23 protein-coding genes are annotated in these 24,770 nt (G+C 64.4%); 18 read left to right on the top strand and 5 right to left on the bottom strand.

Features of this window, described 5'->3' with window-relative positions; all coding sequences use genetic code 11:
* The first annotated feature begins 115 nt into the window (after window positions 1-115).
* The 5 genes from RID11_RS04045 (at window position 116) to mltG (ending at window position 5,680) form a co-directional block, all read left to right on the top strand.
* Window positions 116-1,465, top strand: a complete 1,350-nt coding sequence (locus RID11_RS04045) for a UDP-glucose dehydrogenase family protein (RefSeq protein ID WP_350136149.1) — start codon at window positions 116-118, stop codon at window positions 1,463-1,465.
* On the top strand, window positions 1,462-2,223 hold the full coding sequence (locus tag RID11_RS04050) for an SDR family NAD(P)-dependent oxidoreductase (RefSeq protein ID WP_350136150.1): 762 nt from the start codon (window positions 1,462-1,464) through the stop codon (window positions 2,221-2,223). Before RID11_RS04045 ends, RID11_RS04050 begins: the two co-directional genes overlap by 4 nt.
* A 170-nt stretch (window positions 2,224-2,393) precedes the next feature.
* Complete coding sequence (locus RID11_RS04055; protein WP_350136151.1) at window positions 2,394-3,137, top strand: 1-(5-phosphoribosyl)-5-[(5-phosphoribosylamino)methylideneamino]imidazole-4-carboxamide isomerase; 744 nt, start codon at window positions 2,394-2,396, stop codon at window positions 3,135-3,137.
* 123 nt (window positions 3,138-3,260) lie between these two features.
* On the top strand, window positions 3,261-4,520 hold the full coding sequence (fabF, locus tag RID11_RS04060; RefSeq protein WP_350136152.1) for a beta-ketoacyl-ACP synthase II: 1,260 nt from the start codon (window positions 3,261-3,263) through the stop codon (window positions 4,518-4,520).
* Window positions 4,520-5,680, top strand: coding sequence for an endolytic transglycosylase MltG (gene mltG, locus RID11_RS04065; protein ID WP_350136153.1), 1,161 nt, complete (start codon window positions 4,520-4,522; stop codon window positions 5,678-5,680). The genes fabF and mltG overlap by 1 nt, the downstream gene beginning before the upstream one ends.
* 279 nt (window positions 5,681-5,959) lie before the next feature.
* Here mltG and RID11_RS04070 read toward each other — a convergent pair whose 3' ends face one another.
* Window positions 5,960-6,547 (bottom strand): riboflavin synthase, encoded by a 588-nt coding sequence (locus RID11_RS04070; RefSeq protein ID WP_350136154.1) that lies wholly within the window; start codon window positions 6,545-6,547, stop codon window positions 5,960-5,962.
* 137 nt (window positions 6,548-6,684) lie between these two features.
* Between RID11_RS04070 and RID11_RS04075 the strand changes: the two genes are divergently transcribed.
* From RID11_RS04075 to RID11_RS04085, 3 genes are all read left to right on the top strand, one after another.
* Window positions 6,685-7,977 (top strand): capsule polysaccharide biogenesis protein, encoded by a 1,293-nt coding sequence (locus RID11_RS04075; RefSeq protein WP_350136155.1) that lies wholly within the window; start codon window positions 6,685-6,687, stop codon window positions 7,975-7,977.
* Between the two features lie 98 nt (window positions 7,978-8,075).
* Entirely contained in the window at window positions 8,076-9,224 is a 1,149-nt protein-coding gene (locus tag RID11_RS04080; protein ID WP_350136156.1) for a polysaccharide biosynthesis/export family protein, read from the top strand.
* Window positions 9,134-11,227 carry a capsule polysaccharide biogenesis protein gene (locus tag RID11_RS04085; RefSeq protein ID WP_350136157.1) on the top strand — a complete coding sequence of 698 codons (2,094 nt, stop codon included), beginning with the start codon at window positions 9,134-9,136 and terminating at the stop codon, window positions 11,225-11,227. Before RID11_RS04080 ends, RID11_RS04085 begins: the two co-directional genes overlap by 91 nt.
* Window positions 11,228-11,523: 296 nt before the next feature.
* On the opposite strand, the gene RID11_RS04090 is transcribed toward RID11_RS04085, so the two are convergent.
* Window positions 11,524-12,387: a DUF2189 domain-containing protein gene (locus tag RID11_RS04090; RefSeq protein WP_350136158.1), complete on the bottom strand. Its 864-nt coding sequence runs from the start codon at window positions 12,385-12,387 to the stop codon at window positions 11,524-11,526.
* Between the two features lie 123 nt (window positions 12,388-12,510).
* Complete coding sequence (locus tag RID11_RS04095) at window positions 12,511-13,398, bottom strand: LysR family transcriptional regulator (protein WP_350136159.1); 888 nt, start codon at window positions 13,396-13,398, stop codon at window positions 12,511-12,513.
* A 166-nt stretch (window positions 13,399-13,564) separates the two neighbouring features.
* Between RID11_RS04095 and RID11_RS04100 the strand changes: the two genes are divergently transcribed.
* From RID11_RS04100 to RID11_RS04125, 6 genes are all read left to right on the top strand, one after another.
* Window positions 13,565-14,785: a pyridoxal phosphate-dependent aminotransferase gene (locus tag RID11_RS04100; RefSeq protein ID WP_350136160.1), complete on the top strand. Its 1,221-nt coding sequence runs from the start codon at window positions 13,565-13,567 to the stop codon at window positions 14,783-14,785.
* A 217-nt stretch (window positions 14,786-15,002) separates the two neighbouring features.
* Window positions 15,003-16,187 (top strand): porin, encoded by a 1,185-nt coding sequence (locus tag RID11_RS04105; protein WP_350136161.1) that lies wholly within the window; start codon window positions 15,003-15,005, stop codon window positions 16,185-16,187.
* Window positions 16,188-16,291: 104 nt separating this feature from the next.
* A complete protein-coding gene (locus RID11_RS04110) occupies window positions 16,292-17,125 on the top strand; it encodes a sulfotransferase domain-containing protein (protein WP_350136162.1) in 834 nt (277 codons plus the stop codon).
* The gene (locus RID11_RS04115; protein ID WP_350136163.1) at window positions 17,122-17,991 is read left to right on the top strand and encodes a sulfotransferase domain-containing protein; all 870 of its coding nucleotides are present in this window, start codon (window positions 17,122-17,124) and stop codon (window positions 17,989-17,991) included. Before RID11_RS04110 ends, RID11_RS04115 begins: the two co-directional genes overlap by 4 nt.
* Before the next feature lie 70 nt (window positions 17,992-18,061).
* The gene (locus tag RID11_RS04120; RefSeq protein ID WP_350136164.1) at window positions 18,062-18,556 is read left to right on the top strand and encodes a hypothetical protein; all 495 of its coding nucleotides are present in this window, start codon (window positions 18,062-18,064) and stop codon (window positions 18,554-18,556) included.
* 118 nt (window positions 18,557-18,674) lie between these two features.
* Complete coding sequence (locus RID11_RS04125; RefSeq protein WP_350136165.1) at window positions 18,675-19,808, top strand: ABC transporter substrate-binding protein; 1,134 nt, start codon at window positions 18,675-18,677, stop codon at window positions 19,806-19,808.
* 127 nt (window positions 19,809-19,935) lie between these two features.
* Here RID11_RS04125 and tkt read toward each other — a convergent pair whose 3' ends face one another.
* Window positions 19,936-21,951, bottom strand: a complete 2,016-nt coding sequence (gene tkt / locus RID11_RS04130; protein ID WP_350136166.1) for a transketolase — start codon at window positions 21,949-21,951, stop codon at window positions 19,936-19,938.
* Window positions 21,952-22,164: 213 nt separating this feature from the next.
* On the opposite strand from tkt, the gene RID11_RS04135 reads away from it, so the two are divergent.
* The 3 genes from RID11_RS04135 to RID11_RS04145 are packed head-to-tail and all read left to right on the top strand — an operon-like array spanning window position 22,165 to window position 23,489.
* Window positions 22,165-22,662, top strand: a complete 498-nt coding sequence (locus RID11_RS04135) for a hypothetical protein (RefSeq protein ID WP_350136167.1) — start codon at window positions 22,165-22,167, stop codon at window positions 22,660-22,662.
* Window positions 22,662-23,057 carry a cell division protein ZapA gene (locus RID11_RS04140; protein WP_350136168.1) on the top strand — a complete coding sequence of 132 codons (396 nt, stop codon included), beginning with the start codon at window positions 22,662-22,664 and terminating at the stop codon, window positions 23,055-23,057. The genes RID11_RS04135 and RID11_RS04140 overlap by 1 nt, the downstream gene beginning before the upstream one ends.
* A 30-nt stretch (window positions 23,058-23,087) precedes the next feature.
* Window positions 23,088-23,489 carry a DUF1499 domain-containing protein gene (locus tag RID11_RS04145; RefSeq protein WP_350136169.1) on the top strand — a complete coding sequence of 134 codons (402 nt, stop codon included), beginning with the start codon at window positions 23,088-23,090 and terminating at the stop codon, window positions 23,487-23,489.
* On the opposite strand, the gene RID11_RS04150 is transcribed toward RID11_RS04145, so the two are convergent.
* Window positions 23,424-23,708, bottom strand: coding sequence for a hypothetical protein (locus tag RID11_RS04150; RefSeq protein WP_350136170.1), 285 nt, complete (start codon window positions 23,706-23,708; stop codon window positions 23,424-23,426). The genes RID11_RS04145 and RID11_RS04150 overlap by 66 nt on opposite strands.
* Window positions 23,709-23,774: 66 nt before the next feature.
* On the opposite strand from RID11_RS04150, the gene prfA reads away from it, so the two are divergent.
* Window positions 23,775-24,770 (top strand): peptide chain release factor 1 (prfA, locus tag RID11_RS04155; protein ID WP_350136171.1); only part of this gene is annotated, 996 nt, incomplete at its 3' end.

Consider the following 24,770-nt stretch of genomic DNA (forward strand, 5'->3'; position numbering starts at 1 on the left):
CGAGGCCTGTCCAATCCTTGCAACACCGCTGGCGGGGCCTTGCCGGATCAATTGACAGGGCCGCCTCCGCCGCGCATACCGAACGAAAAGTGATTGAGCAGCGAGGGCAGGAGCCATGAAGATCGCGATGATCGGGACGGGGTATGTCGGGCTTGTCTCGGGGGTGTGTTTTTCGGACTTCGGGCATGACGTTGTCTGTCTGGACAAGAACCCCGACAAGATCGCCATGCTGGAGCGCGGCGAAGTGCCGATTTTCGAGCCGGGACTAGATACGCTCATGGCGAAGAATGTCGAGGCCGGGCGCCTGCGGTTCACCACCGATCTGGAAACCGCCATCGATGGGGCTGAGGCGGTGTTCATTGCCGTGGGCACCCCCACCCGGCGTGGCGACGGGCATGCGGATCTGACCTATGTGATGGCCGCCGCCGAAGATGTCGCGCGCGCCGCCAAGGGCTATGTGGTGATCGTCACCAAGTCCACCGTGCCGGTGGGCACCAACCGGGCCGTCAAACAGGTCGTGAAAAAGGCCAATCCCGCGCTTGAATTCGACGTGGCCTCAAACCCGGAGTTCCTGCGCGAGGGTGCCGCGATCGACGATTTCATGAAGCCCGATCGCGTGGTCGTGGGTGTGCAGAGCGATCGTGCGGCAGAGGTCATGGCCGAGATCTACCGCCCGCTTTACCTGCGCGATTTTCCTATCGTCACCACCGATCTCGAAAGCGCCGAGATGATCAAATACGCGGCCAATGCGTTCCTTGCCACCAAGATCACCTTCATCAACGAGATCGCGGCGCTGTGCGAGCGCACCGGTGCTGATGTCAAAAAGGTGGCGCATGGCATCGGGCTGGACGGGCGCATCGGCAATAAGTTCCTACATGCGGGCCCGGGCTATGGCGGGTCCTGTTTTCCAAAGGATACCAAGGCGCTGGCGCGGATCGGGCAGGATCATGGTCTGCCCATGCAGATCACCGAGAAGGTCATCACCGTCAATGAAGAGGTCAAGCGCCGGATGATCGACAAGCTGCTGGATCTCTGCGACGACACGTTCAACGGTAAGACGATCGCGGTGCTGGGTGTAACCTTCAAGCCCAATACCGACGACATGCGCGATGCGCCGTCGCTGACTATCATCCCCGCATTGGTGGGAGGCGGGGCCAAGGTGCGCGTCTGCGATCCGCAAGGCCAACGCGAAGGCGAGGCGTTGCTGCCGGGTGTGATTTGGCAGGACGACCCCTACAAGGCCGCGAACAAGGCCGATCTGCTGGTGATCCTGACCGAATGGAACGAGTTTCGCGCTCTCGATCTCAACCGCATGGCGCGCAAGATGACGACGCCGCGCATGGCCGACCTGCGCAATATCTATTCGTCGCGCGATGCACGGCGCGCGGGGTTCGATGCCTATGAGAGCGTTGGACGCGCGGGTTTTCGCCGTGATCCGGCCGAGACTGAGCAGGCCGCAAAATGAGCGCTGCAGCGCAAAAGACCGCTGTTGTCACCGGGGCGGCGCGCGGCATCGGCCTTGCCACCACGCGCGCGTTTCTGGCCGAAGGCTGGCGCGTGGTGATGATCGACCGTGACGCCCCCGCGTTGGATGAGGCCGCAGCGCCGCTCGCGGGTGTCGATCCGGTGGTCTGCGATGTGTCGCAGCCCGGGCAGGTCGATCAGATGGCCGCCTATCTCGCCGAGACCAGTGACCGCGTGGATGCGCTGGTGAACAATGCGGGCGTGGCAGATTTCGGCCCCATTGCCGAGACCGATTTCACTCGCTGGCGCACTGTCATGGAGACCAATCTCGACGGCGTGTTCCTGATGTCTCAGGCGCTGCGCGAGGCGCTGTGTGCTGCGCGTGGCGCAATCGTCAACATCGCGTCAATCTCGGGCCTGCGCGCCTCGACGCTGCGGGTGGCCTATGGCACCTCCAAAGCAGCGGTCAAGCATCTGACCTTGCAGCAGGCCGCCGAATTGGGCGAGTTCGGCGTGCGTGCCAATTGCGTCTGCCCCGGTCCGGTGGCCACCAAGCTGGCGATGGCGGTGCACACCCCCGACATCATCGCCGCCTATCACGATGCGATCCCTCTGAACCGCTACGGCACCGAGGATGAGCTTGCGAACGTGATCTGCTTCCTGTGCTCGGACAAGGCCAGCTACGTCACCGGTCAGATCATCGCCGTCGATGGCGGCTTCGAGGCGACGGGGATCGGCCTGCCATCGCTGCGCGGCTGAGGGTTGGGCGGGTCCTTTGGTCTGCATCATTTCCCCGTGCGACGCGCGCCTGCGCGGCGCGAACAGCGGCTATGATGCCGATTTGAGAACCGCGCATGCCCGCAAGCGCGTGCAGGAATGTCCCGTCCCGGCACATCCGCCGGGGGCATTACCTGACAAGGGGCGTGACGATGATCCTCTATCCGACTCTGGAAATTCTCAATGGCAAATGCGTAAGCCTCACGCGCGGACGGCTCGACGAGCCGGTGATCTGGCATGTCGATCCGGTCGAGACCGCGCGCGGATTCGTGCAGGCCGGGGCCGAATGGATGCATCTCACCGATATGAACGGGCTGCGTGGCGAGGGCGATGATGCGGCGCTGATCGAGGAGATCATCCGAGCCGTCGGCATTCCCGTGCAATTGGGGGGTGGGTTCCGTTCGCGCGAGGCGGCGAGCCGCTGGATCGACAAGGGAGCGGGCCGTATCGTGCTGGGCACGATGGCCATTCAGGACCCCGAGGGCGTCAAGGAACTGGCCAAGTATCACCCCGACCAGATCGTCGTTGCGGTCGATGTCTACCAGGGTCAGCTGATGAGCGATGGCTGGCGCTCGACGAGCGCGTTCGGGGCCGATGATTTCATCCGCGCCTTCGACGGTGTGCCGCTGGCGGGAATCATCATCACCGACATCGACGCCGATATCGAGGACAGTGACGGCAGCCTCGGGGTCATCTCCGGCCTTGCAGCGCAGACCCGTCAGCAGGTTATGGCGCGCGGTACGGTGCGCAGCGTCGATGACGTGGCGCGCTTGCGCTACATTCCCAACATCGCGGGTGCGCTGATCGGGCGGGCGCTGCTGTCGAAAGACGTCGATCTGTCCGAAGCGCTGGCCGTGGCGCGCCCGGCACCGGAACCTACCGCCGAATTCCAGTAACCCGTAAGCGCGCGTGCGAGGTTTGAAACCGGCAGGCGCTTGCGCGTCGGCTTCGTCGCTCTTGCCCCTTGGGGTCAACCCGGGGTAAGAGCGGCGAACGAACGAGCGAGAAAGGGCAGCATCATGCGGCGTGTCGTTGTCACAGGGCTGGGTCTGGTGACCCCATTGGCCGATGGGGTCGAAAAAAGCTGGAGCAGGCTTCTGGACGGGCAGTCCGGAGCCGGAACGATCACTCGATTCGATCCGGTGAATGTGATCACCAAATATGCCTGCGAAGTGCCCTATGGCGACGGTAGCGACGGCACGTTCGACCCCGACCACTACATGGAGCCCAAGGAACGCCGCAAGGTGGATCATTTCATCCTGTTCGGCCTTGCTGCGGCGCAGCAGGCGGTCGAGGATGCGGGATGGATGCCCAAAGACGCCGAGAGCCTGGAGCGCACAGGCGTCATGATGGGCTCAGGTATCGGTGGTCTGCGCTCGATCGAGGAAACCGCTGCGATCATCCGCGACAAGGGCGTGCGGCGGGTATCGCCGTTCTTTATTCCCGGTGCGCTGATCAACCTGATCAGCGGGCAGGTGAGCATCCGCTACGGCTTTAAGGGACCGAACCATTCGGTCGTGACCGCCTGTGCGACGGGCGCGCATGCGATTGGCGACGCGGCACGGCTGATCATGTTCGGCGATGCCGATGTGATGGTCGCCGGCGGGGCCGAGGCCTCGATCTGCGAGATCGGGATTGCCGGGTTCAATGCCTGCAAGGCGCTCTCGACCAAGCGCGCCCATGACCCGCAGGGTGCCAGCCGCCCCTATGACGTGGAGCGCGACGGCTTCGTCATGGGCGAGGGCGCGGGCGTGGTGGTGCTCGAGGAATACGAGCATGCCAAGGCGCGCGGCGCCAAGATCTATGCCGAGGTTCTGGGCTACGGCCTCTCGGGGGATGCTTATCACATCACCGCCCCGTCAGAGGATGGCGATGGCGGGCTGCGCGCGATGCGGTCGGCGCTGCGCAATGCCGGGATGGAGCCGTCGGATATCGACTATATCAATGCGCATGGCACATCGACCATGGCCGACACGATCGAGCTGAAGGCGGTGGAGACCCTGCTGGGTGATGCGGCGGCCAAGGCCACGATGAGTTCGACAAAGTCCTCGGTCGGGCATTTGCTGGGCGCGGCGGGCGCGGTCGAGGCGATCTTCTCGATTCTCGCGATCCGCGATCAGGTGGCCCCGCCGACGATCAACCTCGACAATCCGGCAGTGGAAACGCCGCTCGATCTGGCACCCAACGCCAAGCGCGCACGCAAGATTGACGTGGCGCTGTCGAACAGCTTTGGCTTTGGCGGGACCAATGCCGCGCTGGTGCTCGGGAAACCGCGCTGATGTGGCGTCATATCGCCTCGAATTTTCTGACGCTTCTGGTGGTGGTGGTGTTCCTGCTGGGGGGCGTGATCCTCTGGGGGCAAAGCCAATACACCGCCCAAGGTCCGCATGGCGATCCGATCTGCCTGCGGGTGGAGCCGGGCAGCAACATGCGCATCGTGTCGCGCAAGCTCGAAGGCGAGGGCGCGGTGACAAGCGGTGCAATCTTTCGCATCGGCGCGGATTACGCCGAAAAATCGGGGGATCTTAAGGCCGGAAGCTGGCTTATCCCCGAGCGGGCGAGCATGTCGGAGATCACCGACATCGTCACCCGTGGCGGGGCGAGCAGTTGCGGCACCGAGGTGGTCTACCGCATCGGCGTGACCTCGGCCGAGGTGGTGGTACGCGAGCTTGACACAGCGACAGGCCGCTACGAGGAGCGCGCCGCCTTTGATCCGATGGCTGAGGAGGTCAGCGCGCCCGAGATTTTCGACGCCGTGCGCGAACAGGCCGACACGCGCTATCGCATCGCTTTTGCCGAGGGCGTCACCAGTTGGCAGGTGGTCGAGGGGCTGAAATCCGTCGACGTGCTGGAGGGCGAGGTGGCCGAGGTTCCTGCCGAGGGCATGCTTGCGCCGGACAGCTACGAGGTGCGCGCGGGCGACAGCCGCGAAAGCGTGATCACCCGCATGGCTGAGGCGCAGGCAGTCATCCTCGCTGCCGCCTGGGAGGGGCGTGCCGAGGGCCTGCCTCTGGAGAGTGCCGAAGAGGCCCTGATCCTCGCCTCTATCATCGAGAAAGAGACCGGTGTGGCCGAGGAACGGCGGCAGGTGGCGAGTGTCTTTGTCAACCGGTTGGAGCGCGGCATGCGCCTGCAAACCGACCCGACGGTGATCTATGGCATTACCGAGGGGCGCGGCGTGCTGGGGCGCGGATTGCGTCAGAGCGAATTGCGCGGGGCGACTCCTTGGAACACTTACGTGATCGAGGGGCTGCCGCCCACGCCGATCGCCAATCCGGGCCGCGCGAGCATCGAGGCTGCGGTCGATCCCGACAGCACGGATTACGTGTTCTTCGTGGCGGATGGCAGCGGCGGGCATGCTTTTGCCGAGACGCTGGCCGAGCATAACCGCAACGTCGCGCGCTGGCGCGAAATCGAGGCGGAACGGGCCGGGAACTGAACATCACGTTGGTCAGGCCGATTTTGGCCTGGAACTGCCGTTGACGTCTAGAACGCACGCGCGGAATCAAGGTGCCGCAGGCACCGCCGCGCAGCGCCCGACCGCCCCCCGGGCGGGCGCTTTTGTACCGTCATAACCCCGCGCAATCGCTGCAGTATTTGGCTGCCATAAAGCGTGCCCCGGAAAGGTTGCAGCGCCCACCCGCGGTCGGGCACCGCGCGGCTCATCTCGGGAACGTCAACGTCCACCTCACGCCCCGAATGCCCGTTCAGTCCACGCTTACCCCGCCTCGGTCAGCCGTGCGACATAGCGCGCCAACGTGTCGATCTCCAGATTGACCCTGTCGCCCACGGTCACGTCGCCCCATGTCGTCGCCTGCTTGGTGTGCGGGATGAAATTGATCCCGAACTCACGGCCCGCGACCTCGTTCACGGTCAGCGATGTGCCATTCAGCGCCACAGATCCCTTGGCCGCGATGAACCGCGCGAGGTCTTCGGGTGCGCGCAGAGTGACGCGGGTGCTGTCGCCTTCGTCGCGCAGGTCCACCACCTCGGCCTGCCCATCAACATGGCCAGACACGATATGCCCACCCAACTCGTCGCCGACCTTGAGCGCGCGTTCGAGATTGACGCGCTTGCCCTCGGCCCAGGTGGAGAGGTTGGTCTTTGACACCGTCTCGGCGGAGATATCGACGTCGAACCAGTCAGACCCAAGCCCGACCACTGTCAGGCACACGCCGTCACAGGCGATCGAGGTGCCAATCTCGATCTTCGCGGTGTCATATCCCGTGCTGATCCGCGCGCGCATGTCGCCACGCTGTTCGACGGCACGGATATGGCCCATATCGGTGATGATACCAGTGAACATGTGCGGCTCTCCCTCTGCTGTGTTTCGGACCTAGCCTCGTGCCGCGGCCAAGACAAGCCGCGCCGTCACATGGGGCTTATTTTCGCCGGAATTTCAGGCTATCAAGACAAAAAACCACGTGAGGGACTGCGTAGACGATGTCAGGGCTGACCGGTACAGGCCGTACGTTCCTGTTTTTGCAGGGGCCGCACGGGCCGTTCTTTCACCGGCTGGGCGAGATGCTGCGCCGCGCGGGCGTCGAGGTCTGGCGCGTCGGCTTCAATGCGGGCGACGGCATGTTCTGGCGGGACGCGGCGCGCTATATCGCCTATCGCGGGCGGGCCGAAGACTGGCACGAGACGCTGCGCGGCCTGATCGCAGAAAAATCCATCACTGATATCGTGCTCTATGGCGACACCCGCCCGATCCATGCGCAGGCGGTCGAGATCGCGCGTGCGGCCGGGCTTACGGTGCATGTTTTCGAGGAAGGCTACATGCGCCCCTATTGGGTGACCTATGAGCGCGGCGGCACCAACGGCAATTCGCGCCTGATGGAGATGGGCGTGCCCGAAATGCGCGCGGCGCTGGCGCAGTCCGACATGGACGCCGCCATGCCCCCGGCAAGCTGGGGCGATATGCGCCAGCACATTTTCTATGGCGCGCTCTACCATGGCTGCGTGCTGTTCCTGAACCGGCGGTATCGCGGATTTCGCCCGCATCGCGCCCTCAGCGTGGGACAGGAATTCTCGCTTTATCTCAAGCGGTTGCTTTTGATGCCGGTGCAGGCGATCGAGCGGCGCATCGCCACGCGGCGCATCCGCACCGGCGGCTTTCCCTATCACGTCGTGCTGTTGCAACTGGAGCATGACGCGTCGTTCCAGGCGCATTCGCCATTCTCCACGGTGTCTGAGTTTCTCGAGGCGGTGATCGACGGCTTTGCACGAGGCGCGCCGCCGCATCATCATCTGGTGATCAAGGCGCATCCGCTGGAAGACGGGCGTGCCCCAATTCGCGCCACGCTGCGCCGTCTGATCCGGATGCATGGGCTGAAGGGCCGCGTGCATTACCTGCGCGGCGGCAAGCTGGCGCGGCTGCTGGACGAGGCGCGTTCGGCAGTCACGGTCAACTCCACGGCCGCGCAACAGGTGCTCTGGCGGGGCATTCCGCTGCGAACCTTCGGGCAGGCGGTCTATGCCAAGCCGCAATTCGTCTCGACCAAGCCGCTGCGCGATTTCTTTGCCGGGGCAGAGCGCCCGGACCGGAGTGCCTATACCGACTACCGCCGGTTTCTGCTGGAAACCAGTCAGATCGCAGGCGGGTTTTATTCCTCGCGCGGGCGCAGGCAGGTGCTGCGGCAGGTGGTCGACATGATGCTTGCCCCGGATGATCCCTATGACGCGCTCAGCCGGGGCACCGCGGCACCACGGCAACAGTTGCGGCTGGTCCCCTGACCCCGGGGCACACAAAAGCTGGATTTTGGGATGCAACTCCGGTAGCTTGGCGGAAAAAGAACTGAGGCAGAATAATAACAGGTCGAGGAGACCGAGCAGTGATATCCCGACATACCCGATGGGCGAAGCCCGTCGCGCTATTGGCCATCGTCTCGATCCTGGCCGGATGCGCGCTGCCCCGCGTGGGCCCCAACAAGCGAGAAATCTACGCCGGCTCGGTGCAGCGGCAGGGCGATGCCTTTGTGGTGTCGGTCAATGACCGGGTGACACGGGCCACCGCCGTGCAGCCCGCGCTTGGCTTTACCGACGCGTTCAAGAACGCGGGCCTTCTGGGGTCCGACACGATCAGCCCCGGCGACACGCTGGGCCTGACGATCTGGGAAAATGTCGATGACGGGCTTCTGGCGGGCGAGACGTCGAACCAGACCATCCTCGAAGAGGTGCAGGTCGATGGGTCCGGCTTTATCTTCGTTCCCTATGCGGGCCGCATCCGTGCGGCGGGCAACACGCCCGAGGGCGTACGCCGGGTGATCACCGAGAAACTCGATCAGCAGACCCCTGATCCGCAGGTCGAGGTGCGCCGCCTCGCGGGCAACGGCTCGACCGTGGCGATCAGCGGTGCGGTCGGCGGGCAGGGCGTATATCCGATCGAGGCCCCGACGCGTACGCTATCGGCGATGATCGCGGCGGCGGGCGGCATCGCGATTGAACCCGAAGTGGCGCAGATCACGGTCATTCGCGGCGATCAGCGCTCCAAGGTCTGGTTCCAGGATCTGTTCAAGCATCCTGATTTCGACATCGCCCTGCGCGGCGGCGATCGCATTCTGGTCGAATCCGACACCCGGTCTTATACCGCGCTTGGCGCAACCGGCACGCAGGCGCGTGTCACATTCGACACCCAGACCCTCAGCGCGCTGGAGGCGATTGCACAGGTCGGTGGTCTGACCACCTCGGCGGCCGATCCGCGCGGGCTGTTCGTCCTGCGCAACGAGCCGGCGGAGATCGCCAATCAGGTACTGGGCCGGAACGATTTACAGGGCGCGCAGCGTCTGGTCTACGTGCTCGACCTGACCAAGCCCAACGGCATGTTCATGGCCCGGGATTTTGCGATCCGCGACGACGATACGATTTATGTAACAGAGGCGCCGTTCACGCAATGGTCCAAGGTCATTGCCGCGCTGACCGGGACGCTGGGGGCGATCGGCTCTGTCTCGACGGCATCCAGCACCCTTTCAGGGGACTTTTGACGCAGTCACACGCGCATCGACCCGCCGGGAGGAACCATTCCTCCCGGCGGGTTTTCTATTTCAACGCCGGATTTCTGCGGCAGGCGCGGGTGCGGCGCATCCTGGCATTGGCCGGGTATGACCTGCGCCTTGGTGTGCCGACATCGGACGACCTGATCGCGGTCTGGGGGCGCAGCCCCTATGCCGTGCGGGGCGAAGCGATGGCCGCGCGCACCGGCGCCGGGCTCTTGCGGATCGAGGATGCGTTCCTGCGCTCGCTTTTTCCGGGGCGTGCGGGCAGCCCGCCTCTGGGGCTGGTGATCGACACGCAGGGCATCTATTTCGACGCGAGCGGGCCGTCGGATCTCGAACACATCCTGGCCACGCATCCCTTTGACGACACCGCGCTGATGGACCGCGCGCGCGGCGGTATCGCCCGGATGCAAGAGGCGCATCTGTCGAAATATACCGGCTTCGATCCGGTGCTGCCCTGTCCCGATCCAGGCTATGTTCTGGTGATCGACCAGACTCGCAACGATGCTTCGGTCGCCCATGGCGGCGCGGATGCCAACACGTTTCGTGAGATGCTCTACTGGGCGCAGGAGGAAAACCCCGGCGCGCGCATTTTGATCAAGACCCATCCCGAGACGGCGCAGGGCCATCGCAGCGGCTATTTCTCGCCCGCCGATGAGAGCGACCGCGTGCGGCTTTTCTCCGATCCGGTCAGCCCCTGGGCGCTGATGGAAGGGGCTGTCGCGGTCTATTGCGTGACCTCGCAACTGGGTTTCGAGTCGATCTATGCGGGCCACCGCCCGCAGGTCTTTGGACAGCCGTTCTATGCCGGTTGGGGGCTGACCGAGGATCGCCACCCTCACGCCTTGTCGCGCCGGGGCCGCAACCTCAGCAAGGCGCAACTCTTTGCCGGGACAATGCTGCTCTATCCGACATGGTATGATCCGCACCGCGACAAGATCTGCGAGGCCGAGACGGCAATCGAGGCGCTGGCCGCCGAGACCCGCGCCTGGCGCGAAGATCGCTACGGCTGGGCCGCGCATGGCATGCGGTTGTGGAAACGCGCGCCGTTGCAGCGGTTTTTCGGGCGGTATCGTCGGTTGAGCTTTGATAAACCCGCTGATCTGGATCGCCCCGCGATGGTCTGGGCGTCGCAGGCCGGGCCCGAGGGCGCGGTGCGCGTCGAAGACGGCTTTCTGCGCTCGCGCGGGTTGGGGGCTGATCTGGTGCCGCCGCTGTCGCTGGTGTTAGATGATCTTGGGATTTATTACGATCCGTCGCGCGAGAGCCGTCTAGAGCGGCTAATCGCGGAGCGCGCCGCGCTGCGCCCTGATCAGGTGCTGCGGACCGAGGCGCTGATCAAGGCGCTGATCCGCGACGGGCTGAGCAAGTATAACCTTGGGCGGGATGTGCCCGGTCTGCCCGATGGGCACCGCATCCTCGTGCCGGGTCAGGTGGAGGACGACGCCTCGATCCGGCTGGGTGCGGGCGACGTGTGCAGCAATCTTGCGCTGTTGCAAAAGGTGCGCGCCGAGAACCCTGGCGCGGTGATCCTCTATAAGCCGCATCCGGATGTCGAGGCCGGTCTGCGCCCCGGTGCGATCGAGGCGGAGGGGTTGGCGGACATGACTGTCACCGACTGTGATCCTGCGGCGCTGTTATGCGCGGTGCAGGAGGTCTGGACGATGACGTCGCTCATCGGGTTCGAGGCGCTCTTGCGCGGTGTGGCGGTGACCACGACGGGTGCGCCGTTCTACGCGGGATGGGGCCTGACACGCGATCTTGGCCGTGTGCCGCCACGCCGCCGGACGCGGCTCCCGCTCGCTGGCTTAGTGCATGCCACGCTCATCGACTATCCGCGCTATTTCGACCCCGTGACCGGCAGCGCCTGCCCGGTCGAGGTGGTCGTCGAGCGCCTCGCGCATGGCCCGCTGCCGGGTGGCGGGCGCGGCAACCGCCTGCTGGCCAAGTTGCAAGGGGCCTTTGCCACCCACGCGCATTGGTGGCGGTAGTCGGCTGAAAATGGGGTGCTGTTGGCCTTGAACTGCCGTTGCCGCATCCCGCGCGAAACGCACCGAAGGTGCCGCGCGATCGTCATGCCAGAGGCATGCCTCCGGCATGACGCCGTCCCGCGGCCTGGCGATTTGATAAGGCGCACAACGTGTTGAGTTTAGAGTGACTTGGCTGGGATAAAGCGCGCGCATCAGCCGTTCCATCGCCAGTCCCCGGCCCTGCGATCACGCAGCACCTTCTACGGGTCAATACTGACCGCTCAAGGTCCTTCTCGACACCGGCACAACCCCTTGCCTCACGCCTCTCCCGGTACCGCCGCGCGATAGAGATGCCAGGTCGCATGGCCCAGAACCGGCAGCACGATCACCAGACCCAGAAAGGCGGGCAGGGTGCCAAGCACCATCGCCCCGGCCACCAGCAGCCCCCATGTCGCCACAATGCGAGGGTTTTCCTGCGCCACTTTCACCGAGGTAAGCACCGCCACTGTGACACCGGCGCGCCGGTCGATCAGCATCGGGAAGGACACCAGGCTGAGCACTAGCACCGCGCCCGCGAAAACCGCGCCGACGCCCATGCCCAGCACCGCCATCGCCCAGCCGGGTGCTGTCGTTAGCACCTCGGCGATAAAGCCGCTGACCGAGGCGGGCGGTTGCGGCCCGAGCGTGACATTGTAGATCAGGCTTGCGGCGAACATCCAGGCGATGAACAGCCCCATCAGAACCAACCCCAACACCAGCACCGGCACGATCACCGGGGCGGTCATCACCGAAAATGCGGCCCCCCAACCGGCCTGTCCGCCCGCTTCGCGCTGACGGCTCATCTCATATAGCCCGGTGGCGACCACCGGGCCGAGCAGTGTGAAGCCAGCCGCGAGTGGAAAGAGCATCGGCAACCGCGCCATGTGAAAGGCTACGAGCGCGAGCGCTATTCCGATGATCGGGTAGATCGCGATAAGGAAGATCACGTCGCTGCGCAGCGAGGTGAAATCGTCGAGCCCCTTGCGCAGGGCTGAGCGCAGATCCGCGTTCGTGAGGCGGCAAACTTCGGGCGGGGTGCTGACTGTGCCGCGCAGCGCGTCAGTCGCCTCGCCTGCGCTGCGGCCCGCGCCAAAGGCGGCATCTGCCATCCAGCTGAGGGGGTTTCCGATGGTTCGTGTCATGCTTGGCCTCCCTTTCATCGCGGCGCGCGCGGGCCGGGAGGGGCCCGACCCCGTGGCACCCTTGCATGCGTCAATATAGCACGCACGCGTCCCTCGGCCAGTTCACAATCTGGCGACAGCGTGTCAGGCGTCGTGGCGCGCGGTGGCTGGATGGGCGTTGCGGATCGCCTCGGCCAGCACAAGGGCTGCGGGTGTCATCAGGTGCGCGGGCTGTGTCGCCATCCACAATTCGCGTCGCGCGCCTGCGCCCGGCAAGGGCAGAAAGGCCAGATCGTGATAGCCCGGCAGTACGGTAAGTTCCGGCAGCACTGTCACGCCGACGCCCGCCAGCACGAGGCTTAGGATCGAGGCGGTGTTGCGCACCATCAGCGGCGCGGCGGAGAGGACCGGCGCGAAATCGGGGTCGGTGATATATCGGCAAAGCCCGTTGGCGATGAACGGCGTATCGCCGAGCGCGCGCCAGCCGTCCTTTGGCCATGTGCCGGTCAGTGGATCGTCGGCACGGCAGACAAGGCCGAACGCGTCGGTCAGAAGCAGGTCGCGCTCCAGCCCCGGCAGGGGCGGCAGGCTGGCCAGCCCGATATCGGCGCGCTCGGCCATCAGGTCTTGCTGCACGGTGACGGAATCGCTGTCTGTCAGGTCGATCCGCACACCGGGGCGCTCGCGCAGGAACCGCTCCAATACCGGCGGCATGATGACCTGTGCCGCCGAGGGAGTGACGGCAAGGCGCACATGCCCGCGCTCGGCGCGCGACAGCCCCTCGATGGCCACCAGCGTTCGGTCGAAATGCGACAACCCGCGTCCGGCCTCGTGCAAGATCAGCTCGCCAAGCGGCGTGAGGCGCGATTTGCGCGCGGTCTCGAAGAGCGGCGCGCCGATATGATCCTCGAACTGCTTGAGCATCATCGACACCGCTGACGGCGTCCGCCCGAGCACGGCGGCGGCCTCGGCGAGGCTGCCATGGTCGGCGACGGTGCGAAAGCAGCGGAGCATCTCGATCTTGATGGACATTTCAACCTGCCTTGATTTCTTGGGGGTGGCATCACTCTGGTTGAAGTTTTTCGCCTGCGCGCGCGCGAAAGTCCATGCCCCCGCGCGCCGGTCTTTCGGCTTGCGGCGGGGGGTGGCGCGGGCCAAGTTGCGCGCGGGGCAGATGATAGGAGAAAAGGGGCAGGCTATGCGGTTTTCGGCGGTCACGGAGCGGCTTGCGGGGCAGGGCGGGGCGAAATGGGCGGTGCATTTCCGTGCCGCCGAGATGGCGGCGGCGGGGCGCGACGTCATCCGTCTGACCATCGGCGAGCCGGATGTGCCCGCTCCCGACAGCCTGGCCGAGGCGGCGACCCGCGCGATGCACGCCGGGCGCACCGGCTATTCCGACGGGCGCGGTGAGATCGGGCTGCGCCGCGCGCTGGCCGAGCGGTATTCGGCCACACGGGGCCGGCCCTTCATCCCCGATCAGGTGATGTGCTTTCCCGGCACACAGACCGCGCTTTATGCCGTGATGTGCGCTCTGGCCGAGGCAGGCGATGAGGTTCTGGTGGGCGATCCGATGTATGCCACTTACGAAGGCGTCATTCGCGCGACCGGGGCCACGATGGTGCCGGTGCCATTGCGCCCCGAGCGCGGCTTTCGCATGGCAGCGGAGGATCTGGCCGCAAGGGTCACGCCGAAATCGCGGGCGATTCTGCTGACTACGCCGCATAATCCCACCGGCGCGATCCTGAGTGCCGGGGACATCGCCGCAATTGGTGCGGTCGCACGGGCGCATGACCTGTGGATCATCTCCGACGAGGTCTATGAGGAAATGGTCTTTGACGGCGCGCGCTTCACCTCGCCTCTTGCCGATCCGGATCTGGCGGAGCGGGTGGTCGCGGTCTCGTCGATTTCCAAGAGCCACGCCGCACCGGGGTTTCGCAGCGGTTGGTGCATCGGGCCCGAGGCGTTCACCGAGGCGCTGCTGCCGCTCTCGGAGGTGATGCTGTTCGGGAATCAGCCCTTTCTGGCAGACATGACCGAAGCGGCGATCCGCGCCGGATCAGAGGTGGCACCGGGCATGCGGGCGCGATTCGCGGCACGCGCGGCGCGACTCGCGGACCGCCTCGAGGGCGAGACGGCGCTGCGGGTGCACCGCCCCGAGGCGGGGATGTTCGCGATGATCGACGTGAGCGCTACGGGAATGAGCGGCACGGATTATGCTTTCGACTTGCTGGAACAGACCGGTGTGGCGGTGATGCCGGGGGCGTCATTCGGGGCCACGCTGGACGGCTGGGTGCGCGTCGCGCTGACGGTGGGTGAGTCGCAATTCGACTATGCAATAGAGCAAATCGTGGCGCACGCGACGCGGCTCTGCGGGCAAACGGCCGGGACGGCACCGCGCGCGGACCAAATCGTTTCATAACAAAAGGATGGCACGGCGCACTGCATTCGCTGCACATCAGCCAGTCATGGCCTGTGCAAAGGGGGTGTGGTTTTGACGTCACATGTCCGGCGGGATGCCCGAGAGCGGGGGAGGTTGCGTTGACAGTTTGGCCCCTCTTGGCGCATTTCATAGCCCAAGCCGTGTCCAATGACTGGTGCGGCGGATCCGAAAAACCTGCTTATGAGGAGGGACACCCTTGAAAAAGCAACTTCTGAGCACCAGCGCGATCGCACTCGGCGTCGCAATGGCCGCACCGGCATCGGCCCAGGAATGGAACCTGGATTGGGGCGGTTTCGCACAAGTCCACGTTGGTATCGTTGACATCGAAGGCGACGCCGGTTCTGCCGCGGGCACCGGCACCGACTTCGACGGTGTGAACACCTACACCAACTCCGAAATCATCTTCTCGCCCTCCGTCACGCTCGACAACGGCATGACCTTCGGCTTCAACGTTCAGATGGAAGCACTGAACAACGGCGGCGGTGCAGACGGTATCGACGAGAACTACATCACGATCTCCAGCGACACGCTGGGCCGCATCGACCTCGGCAACGAGAACTCGGCCGGCTACCGTTCGATGGTTGCAGCGCCCCAGGTTGGCTCCATGCCGATCAACTCGCGCTCGATCTCGGGCTTCATCCCGATCACCGCGTCGGGTGGCTTCCGTCAGGCGGCTCTGTCGTCCTACACCGAAGTTGAAGGCAACAACGACGTTGCGCGCATCACCTACTTCACGCCGTCCTTCAACGGCCTGACCCTCGGTGTGTCCTACGCGCCCAACGGCAACGTGAACGCTGCCAACAACGGCCCGGTTGACTTCAACGCTGCTGGTCAGCTGCGTGACATCTTCGACATCGGTGTGAGCTACAGCCAGTCGTTCAATGGTGTTGACATCGACCTCGGCGCTCGCTGGGGCACTGGTGAAATCAAGGCCGGAACGACCGCACCTGACTTCGCTGTCGACCCTGACACTGGCGCAATTGTGGACAATGGCTCGACCGTTGTGGCAGGCCGTGATCCGGAAACCTGGGGCCTCGGCGGCGCGATCAGCGTCAGCGGCTTCACCTTTGGCGTCGGCTACACCGAGAATGACGCTGACGCTCCCGGTGGCGCTGGCGATCAGCAGGGTCTGAGCGTTGGTGTTGCATATGACCTCGCGGGTCCCTGGACCGTTGGCCTCGAAGGCTACTTTGGCGAAGTCGACAACGGTGCTGCCGGTGGTGACGATGAGTACGACGCAGTCAAACTGGCCGCATCGCGCAGCCTCGGCTCCGGCGTGAGCTGGGACGTGTACTACGTCTATGCCGAATCCAAGAACGGTGTTTCCGGCGACGAGATCGAAGGCAACCTGATCGCAACCGCGATCAACCTGAGCTTCTGATCTACTTGATCTGAAAACAACGGCGGCGGGGGGTGACATTACCCCCCGCCGCTTTTATTTGTGCGCATGGAAATTTTCGCAGCAGACAACAGGCGTCCCGGAGCATGAAGAAAAGTATCGTCTGGATGGCGTCCTATCCCAAGTCGGGTAATACCTGGATGCGGATATTCCTGGCCAATTACGTGGCCAATTCTGCCGAACCCGTGTCGATCAATCAGGCGCATCGCATCGCACTCGGCGACTCGATCACCAAGATGTACCAGATGGTGGCCGGGCGGCCCGTGGACCCCGAGAATATTGAGCACATGCTGCAAATGCGCCCGCATGTGCTGCGCGGCATCGTGGCGAACAATGCCGATATCAACCTCGTGAAAACGCATAATGCGCGGGTGGTCGCACGTGACGTGCCGCTCATTCCGGAGGACCTCACGCGGTCTGCGATCTATATCATGCGCAACCCGCTCGACATGGTGCTGTCCTACGCGCGCCATTACGGGATGAGCCACGAAGAGGCCGTCTATACCGTCAGCCACCCGGACAACGCCAACCCGCCGGACGCGGAGACGGTGACGCAATTCATGCGGTCATGGTCTGATCACGTGCGCAGTTGGACCACCGGAAAATCCGCCTATCCTGTGCTTGTCCTGCGTTATGAGGATATGCTGGCCGATCCCAAGACGTGTTTCGCCAAGGTGGTGGAGCATTTGGGCATGCCGGTGGATGAGGCACGGCTCGACCGCGCCATCCTGTTCTCCAGCTTCAAGGAATTGTCAGAGCAGGAGAAGAAACAGGGCTTTGTCGAGAAGTCGGAGGAAAGCGAACGCTTTTTCGCCAAGGGGCAAAAGGATCAATGGAAGACTGACCTTGAGCCGCGCCTTGTCAAGCAGATGAAGCACGCGCACCGCAAGGTCATGAAAAAGCACGGATATCTGGAATGAGTGATCTGCGTCGCATCATCTGGCTCGCCTCCTTTCCGAAATCCGGCAACACCTGGATGCGCAGCCTTCTGGCGCATTACTTCATGCCGCCGGGGCAAGTGCCTGACCTCAATAATCTGCGCGATTTCACCACCGGGGATGTCCGAAGCGACTTTTTCGATGCTGCCGCTGGTGGAAAATATACCGGCACGACGATTGAGGACTGGCTCAAGATGCGGCCAAAGGCGTTGCGCCTGATCGCAGGGTCGAAGCCGAACCATCACTTCGTCAAGACCCATTGCCAGACGATGCGCGTCGGTGACTACGATCTCATCCCGCCGGATGTGACGGCGGCTGCGATCTACATCATGCGCAACCCGTTCGATCTGGCCCCGTCCTTTGCCCGGCATCAGGCCTGTGATCTGGACACCGCAATCGACCGGATGATGAACCCGGATTCGATGGCGGGCACCGCAGAGGGCATCTTCGAGCCGCTTGGCCGATGGGATGATCACGTCAACAGCTGGACCTCGGCCCCCGGTCTGCCGCGCCATGTGCTGCGGTATGAGGACATGCTGGCCAATACCGGCAAGGCGATGCGTGGGTTGATCGAGCAATTCTTTCGGATGCCGGTGGACAAGCCCAAACTGGCCCGCGCGGTGAAGGCCACGAATTTCGAATCCATGAAGAAATTCGAGGAAAAACATGGGTTTGCGGAGAAGCCTTCGGAGATGAAGGCGTTTTTCGCAAAGGGGCAGGCGGGGGTCTGGCGCGATGATCTGACGCCTGCGCAAGTGGGCCGTATTCGTGAGGCATTCCTGCCGACGCTGGAGAAATTCTACCCCGAAATGCTCAAGGACACCGCGCGCTTTTGCGGGGCGGCGTGAACGGGCCGTTTGGAATTTTCGCGCGTGATGCCTATCTCTGCCGTAATGCGATAATATTCCGGAGGCCATCATGATCCGAATAGCTCCAACTCTTGCCGCAGGCGTTTTCCTAGTCGCGTGCAGTGTCGCGACAGAGCCGCAGACCGTGGCCCGGCTCGGTAGTGACCCGGTTCTTGCCGGGGGCACGTATGATTCCGGTGGAGGGATCACGGTTGCGGTTGATCTGCAGGAAAACCAAGGCCGCACGATGGTGTGCGGTGTGTGGGCGCAAAGCAAGCAGCAATCCATCCTGACCAAAGGCAAGGCCAAGGAAGTGCTGGATACAGGCTCTGTCGAGATCTCCGGTGGTGCGGTGCTGCGCGGTCTGCGGTTCATGCAGGAAGTGCAACCAATGGCCGCTTATGGGGGTCAGCAGGCCGGGTGTGTTCTGACCGAACAACCTTGGCAGGCCGGGCAGCGTGCCTCGGTGCGTCTGCCGCGGCAGGTGGTACATGTCGAAATCGACGAAATGGGCGGGTTCACCGTGAGTTTCGTGCCCTCCGGCCCCGGCGCGGGCGGGTCCTGACGCGGCTCGCATCTGGACCTTTGTCCAAACCTGTGGGATGCAAGGTGTGACGCTCCGACGAGGGGGCGCGCAGAGACCGGGCGGGGTGCAACCCGCCTGCATCCAGGGAGACGGACAAATGACATTCAGAACATTCGCCATGGCCGGGGCCATGTCGCTGGCCGCCATCGGCGCGCAGGCCGAGATCAAGGTCGGCATGATCACCACGCTGTCGGGCGGGGGTGCCAGCCTTGGCATCGACGTGCGCGACGGCTTCATGCTGGCGGTCGAGCAATCGGGCCGCGACGATATCGAGGTGGTGATCGAGGACGATCAGCGCAAACCCGACATCGCCGTGCAACTGTCGGACAAGATGATTCAGGCTGAAAAGGTCGATGTGCTGACCGGCATCATCTGGTCGAACCTTGCCATGGCGGTGGTGCCCGGCGCGGTCGCGCAGGGCAAGTTCTACCTGTCGCCCAATGCCGGGCCGTCGGCGCTGGCGGGCAAAGGCTGTCACCAGAACTATTTCAACGTCGCTTGGCAGAACGACAACCTGCACGAGGCGGCGGGAGCCTTTGCCAACGATGCGGGCTACACCAACAGCTTTATCCTCGCGCCGAACTATCCGGCGGGGCAGGATGCGCTGACCGGATACAAGCGGATGTACGGCGGCGAACTGGCGGGCGAAATCTATACCCAGCTGGGCCAGACCGATTACGCCGCTGAGATCGCTCAGATCAGGGCCAGCGGCGCCGACTCGGTGTTCTTCTTCCTGCCCGGCGGAATGGGGATTTCGTTCCTCAAGCAATATGCCGATAGCGGCGTCGATCTGCCGGTGGTGGGCCCGGCCTTCAGCTTTGACCAGGGCATTCTGCAGGCCGTGGGCGAGGCGGCGCTTGGCGTGGTGAACACCTCGCAATGGTCGAAGGACATCGACAATCCCACCAATGCCGCCTTTGTCGAGAGCTTTCAGGCCAAGTATGATCGTCTGCCCTCGCTCTATGCGAGCCAGGGGTTCGACACTGCCAACCTGCTGATTTCCGCGATGGAAAAGGCGGATGTGTCAGACGCGGACGCCTTTCGCGCGGCGCTGGAAGCGGCGGAGTTCGACAGCACGCGGGGTGATTTCGCTTTTGGCCCCAATCACCATCCGGTGCAGGACATCTATGTGCGCGAGGTGATCAAAGAGGGGGACGTGTTCACCAACAAGATCATCGGCGTGGCGCTCGAGGACCATGCCGACGCCTATGCGGGTGAGTGCAAGATGTAAGGGCAGGCGCATCCTGCTAATAAAAAGGCCCGGGTCCATGCCCGGGCCTTTTTTGTGGGTGACGATTGAAACGCAGCGTCGATGTCAGCGGGGCAAGGGGCGTCAACCATTTGCGCCCGCTTGACACTCAGAGCAGCGCCTTGACCTTTTCGGCCACGGTCTCGGCGGTGATGCCGAACTGTTCGTAAAGAACCTCGGCGGGGGCGGAGGCGCCGAAATCGTGCATGCCGACGAAGTCGCCTTTTTCACGTTTGCCACGCTCACCGTAGAGCCAGCGATCCCAGCCGAAGCGGATCGCCGCCTCGACCGCGACGCGCACCGGGCCTGCGGGCAGGACACGGCGGCGATAGCTCTCGTCCTGTTCCTCGAAGAGTTCCCAGCAGGGCATCGAGACGACGCGCGTGCCGATCCCGGCCTCTTGCAGGATGTCGCGGGCGGCCATGGCGATGGCGACCTCAGAGCCGGTCGCCATCAGGATTGCCTGACGTTTTCCTTCCGCCTCGGCCAGAACATACGCCCCTTGGGCCGTGAGGTTCTTGGCCTTGTGCTCGCGGCGCAGCGTCGGCAGGCCCTGACGGGTCAGCGACAGGACCGATGGGGTCTCTTTCGAGTTCAGCGCCAGTTCCCAAGCCTCGGCGGTCTCGACCGTGTCGCAGGGGCGGAACACCCAGGTGTTGGGAGTGGCGCGCGAAATCGCCAGATGCTCGATCGGCTGGTGGGTCGGGCCATCCTCGCCCAGGCCGATGCTGTCATGGGTCATGACGAACACGGTGGGGACCTTCATCAGCGCGGCGAGGCGCATCGAGGGGCGTGCGTAATCGGTGAAGCACATGAAGGTGCCGCCATAGGGGCGGATGCCGCCATGCAGCACCATGCCATTCATCGCCGCCGCCATGCCATGCTCGCGGATGCCGTAATGGATGTAGCGGCCCTTGCGGTTGCACCCGTCGAACACGGTCATGTCGCCCGAGCGGGTGTTGTTGGAGCCAGACAGGTCCGCCGAGCCGCCGATGGTCTCGGGCATGATCGGGTTGACCACCTCGAGCACCATCTCGCTCGACTTGCGGGTGGCGAGTTTGGGGGCCTCTTCGCTGATCTGCTTTTTCAGCGCCTTGATCCGGGCCGACAGTTTCGACGGCACGTTGCGGGCAAAGATCCGCTCGATCTCGGCCTGACGTTGCGCCGATGCCTCGCCGAGCCGCTCCTGCCAGTCGGCATGCGCCTCCGCGCCGCGCTTGCCGATGGCCTCCCATGCCGATTTCACATCTGCCGGGATGTCGAAGGCCCCGTGTTGCCAGCCATAGGCCTCTTTCGCCGCCTTGAGCTGATCCGCATCGGTCAGCGCGCCGTGCCCCTTGGAGGTGTCCTGCGCGGCGTGGCCAAGCGCGATATGCGTCTTGCAGGCGATCATCGAGGGCTTGCGCGTGCGCTTGGCCTCGGTCAGGGCGGCGTCGATCGCCGCCGGGTCATGGCCGTCGATTTCCTGCACATGCCAGCCGCTGGCGCGGAAGCGCTTCACCTGATCGGTGCGGTCGGCCAGATCGACGGATCCGTCGATGGAGATGTTGTTGTTGTCCCACAGCACCACGAGCTTGCCCAGACCCTGACGCCCGGCCAGGCTGATCGCCTCCTGGCTCACGCCTTCCATCAGGCAGCCGTCCCCGGCGATCACGTAGGTGTGGTGATCCATCAGTTTCTTGCCGAAGCGCGCGCGCAGGGCCTCTTCGGCGATGGCGAAGCCGACCGAATTGGCGAGCCCCTGCCCGAGCGGGCCGGTGGTGGTCTCGATCCCCTTGGCATGGCCGTATTCGGGATGGCCTGCGGTTTTCGACCCCCATTGCCGGAAATTGCGGATCTGGTCGAGCGTCATGTCCTCGTAGCCGGTGAGGTAGAGCAGCGAATAGAGCAGCATCGAGCCGTGGCCCGCCGACAGGACAAAGCGGTCGCGATCCGGCCAGTCGGGGTTGGCCGGGTCGAACTTGAGATGCTTCTCAAAGAGCACGGTGGCGACATCGGCCATGCCCATGGGCATGCCGGAATGGCCGGAATTGGCGGCGGCGACGGCGTCGAGGGTCAGCGCGCGGATGGCGGTGGCCTTCATCCAGTGATCGGGGTTGGCAGAGCGCAGGGCGGCGATATCCACGGGGGGTGCATCCTTTGGAAGTGGCAACAGATTGTCGCTGCATACCAGCCCGACACAGAAGATCAAGCGCGCGCGGCGCGTCCAGACGCTAAGGTACCGTCAACTATGCCAAAGGGCGCGCATTTCCCTTCGGTTTTGGCTAGACTTGATCAAAACCGGTTCGGTATGCGATTCGTCAGGCAACCGGGCCAAGACAAGCGAGGGGTCGAGGAGATGAGCCAGATAGACGAGTTGCAGGCGCGGATCACCGCTGCGCTGGATCGGATCACCAAGGGTCTGGAAGGGCGCGAGGAGGCGGGGGATCCGGCCGAAATGGTCAAGCTGCGTCAGGATATCGAGGACGAAAAGCTGGCCAATGCCCAGCTTGAGGAACGGGTGCGCACGCTGCGCGAGCGGCTCGAGGCGCGCGACGCCGAGTTGGAGGCCGCGCGTACCGCGCAGTCCGACAGCCTGCGCAAACTCGACGCCGATCTGCAATCGCTGCGCAAGGCGAACCAGCAGTTGCGCGACAACAATCAGGCCCTGCGCGAGGCGCATCAGGCGGGCGTCGCCGAGCCGCATCTGATCAACAAGTCGATGCTGGCCGAGTTGGAAGGCCTGCGCGCCGCCCGCGCCGCTGATCGCGACGAGGTCGAGGCGGTGCTGACCGAACTGGGGCAGGTCATCGCCGAGGCTGGGGACGACACCGCAACCAGAACGGAGGACGCGTGATGCCCGAGGTCAAGATCGAAATCGACGGGCGCAGCTTCGATGTGGCCTGCCAGGCGGGTGAAGAGCATTACCTGCATTCCGCCGCCAAGATGCTGGACGAGGAGGCCTCGGTTCTGGCCGCTCAGATCGGGCGCATTCCCGAGGCGCGGATGCTGCTGATGGCGGGTTTGATGCTGGCCGACAAGACCGCAGGCTTGCAGGACAAGCTGCGCGCCGCCGAGGACAAGCTGGCCGAACGCGAGGCGGAACTGGACCAGTTGCGCAACGCCCCCGCCCCCGAGGCAGAGCGCGTGGAGGTGCCGGTGGTGCCGCAGGAAGTGACCGAGACGCTGGCCGAGATCGCTGCCCGCGCCGAGGCGCTGGCCGAAACCGTGGACGGGCAGCGTGCGGGCTGAGCGGGGACCGGGCCGGGATCGGGGGACCTGATGAAGCTCGCCATCGGACTTGTGCTGGTTCTGATTGCGGCGGGGCTGGCCTTCATCCGGCTGGCCCCGTCCGATCCGGCCCGCTGGCACCAGATGCCCGAGAGCGTCACCGATCGCGATCTGGAGGGCGGCGCGATGCGCCGGGTCGAGGGCGATCTGGCCGCGTTGGATGCGATCATCCGCGACACGCCGCGCACCCGCGTTCTGGCGGGCAGCCTGGATCAGGGCATGATTACCTATGTCACCCGCAGCCGGGTCTTTGGCTTTCCCGACTACACCACAGTGCGGCAGAGCGATGACATGCTGGAAATCTACGGGCGTCTGCGCTTTGGCAAGTCAGATCTGGGCGTGAACGCCGCCCGTATCGACGGCTGGCTCGACCGGCTCGCTCAGGCTGGATGACAGGCAGCCATCGCTGACCTTGCGCCAGATCGGCACGTTGAGCGACATGCCACAGCGCGCCATGAACATCTTGCCATCCACGCGCAGGCAGATCATCTCGCCCATCTCGACCCGCGCGCCCTGGGTGTCGGTGCAGTAGCATTCCACCGTCTTGCCGCCGATGGTGGCATCCGAAAGCGCGGGCGTGGCCGCGACAAGGAGGGGCAATAGCAGTCGCATATCTCTAAGATACCACAGCTTTGCGCACTTGACCAAGTCACAAGGATGGGACAGAGGATCAGCCCCATGGTGCCTTTGGACAGACTGAACGAGATCGTGCAGCGTTTCGAGTATATCGAGGCGCGGATGACGCAGGGCGGCGGTGATATCGCGCAGCTGGGTCGCGAATATGCCGAGTTGCGCCCTGTCGTCGAGGAAATCCGCGCTTATCGGCAGGCCCTCTCGGATATCGAGGGCGCGCGCGCCATGCTGGATGATCCCGAAATGCGCGATCTGGCCCGCGCCGAGATTGACGAACTCGAGGCGCGTTTGCCCGCGATGGAGGCGGCGCTGCAACTGGCGCTTTTGCCGCGCGACAAGGCCGACAATCGTGCCGCGATCCTCGAAATCCGCCCCGGCACCGGGGGCGACGAGGCGGCGCTGTTCGCCGCTGACCTGATGCGCATGTATCAGCGCTACACCGAGGCGCAGGGCTGGTCCTTTGAGGTGATCGAGGAGCAATGGAGCGAGCTGGGTGGCCTGCGAGAGCTGGTGGCGCGGGTGGGCGGCGAGGGCGTCTTTGCCCGGCTCAAGTTCGAATCCGGCGTCCACCGCGTGCAGCGCGTGCCCGAGACCGAGAGCGGCGGGCGCATCCACACCTCTGCCGCGACCGTCGCGGTCCTGCCCGAGGCCGAGGATGTCGATATCCAGCTCGACCCGCACGATCTGCGCATCGACACGATGCGCTCCTCCGGCGCGGGCGGGCAGCACGTGAACACCACCGATTCGGCGGTGCGGATCACTCATATTCCCACCGGGCTGGTGGTCACCAGCAGCCAGAAATCGCAGCACCGCAACCGCGAGATTGCGATGGACGTGCTGAAATCGCGGCTGTTTGACATGGAGCGCAGCCGGGTGGACAGCGAACGCTCGGCCAGCCGCGCGGCGCAGGTGGGCAGCGGCGACCGCTCCGAGCGCATCCGCACCTATAATTTTCCGCAAGGCCGGATGACCGATCACCTCGTCGAGATCGCCCTGTATCACCTGATCGAGCTTGTAGAGCGTGAGGTTGATGCGGTGGTC

Origin of the sequence: Roseovarius sp. (assembly GCF_040219995.1) — a bacterium.
Lineage (GTDB): Bacteria > Pseudomonadota > Alphaproteobacteria > Rhodobacterales > Rhodobacteraceae > Roseovarius.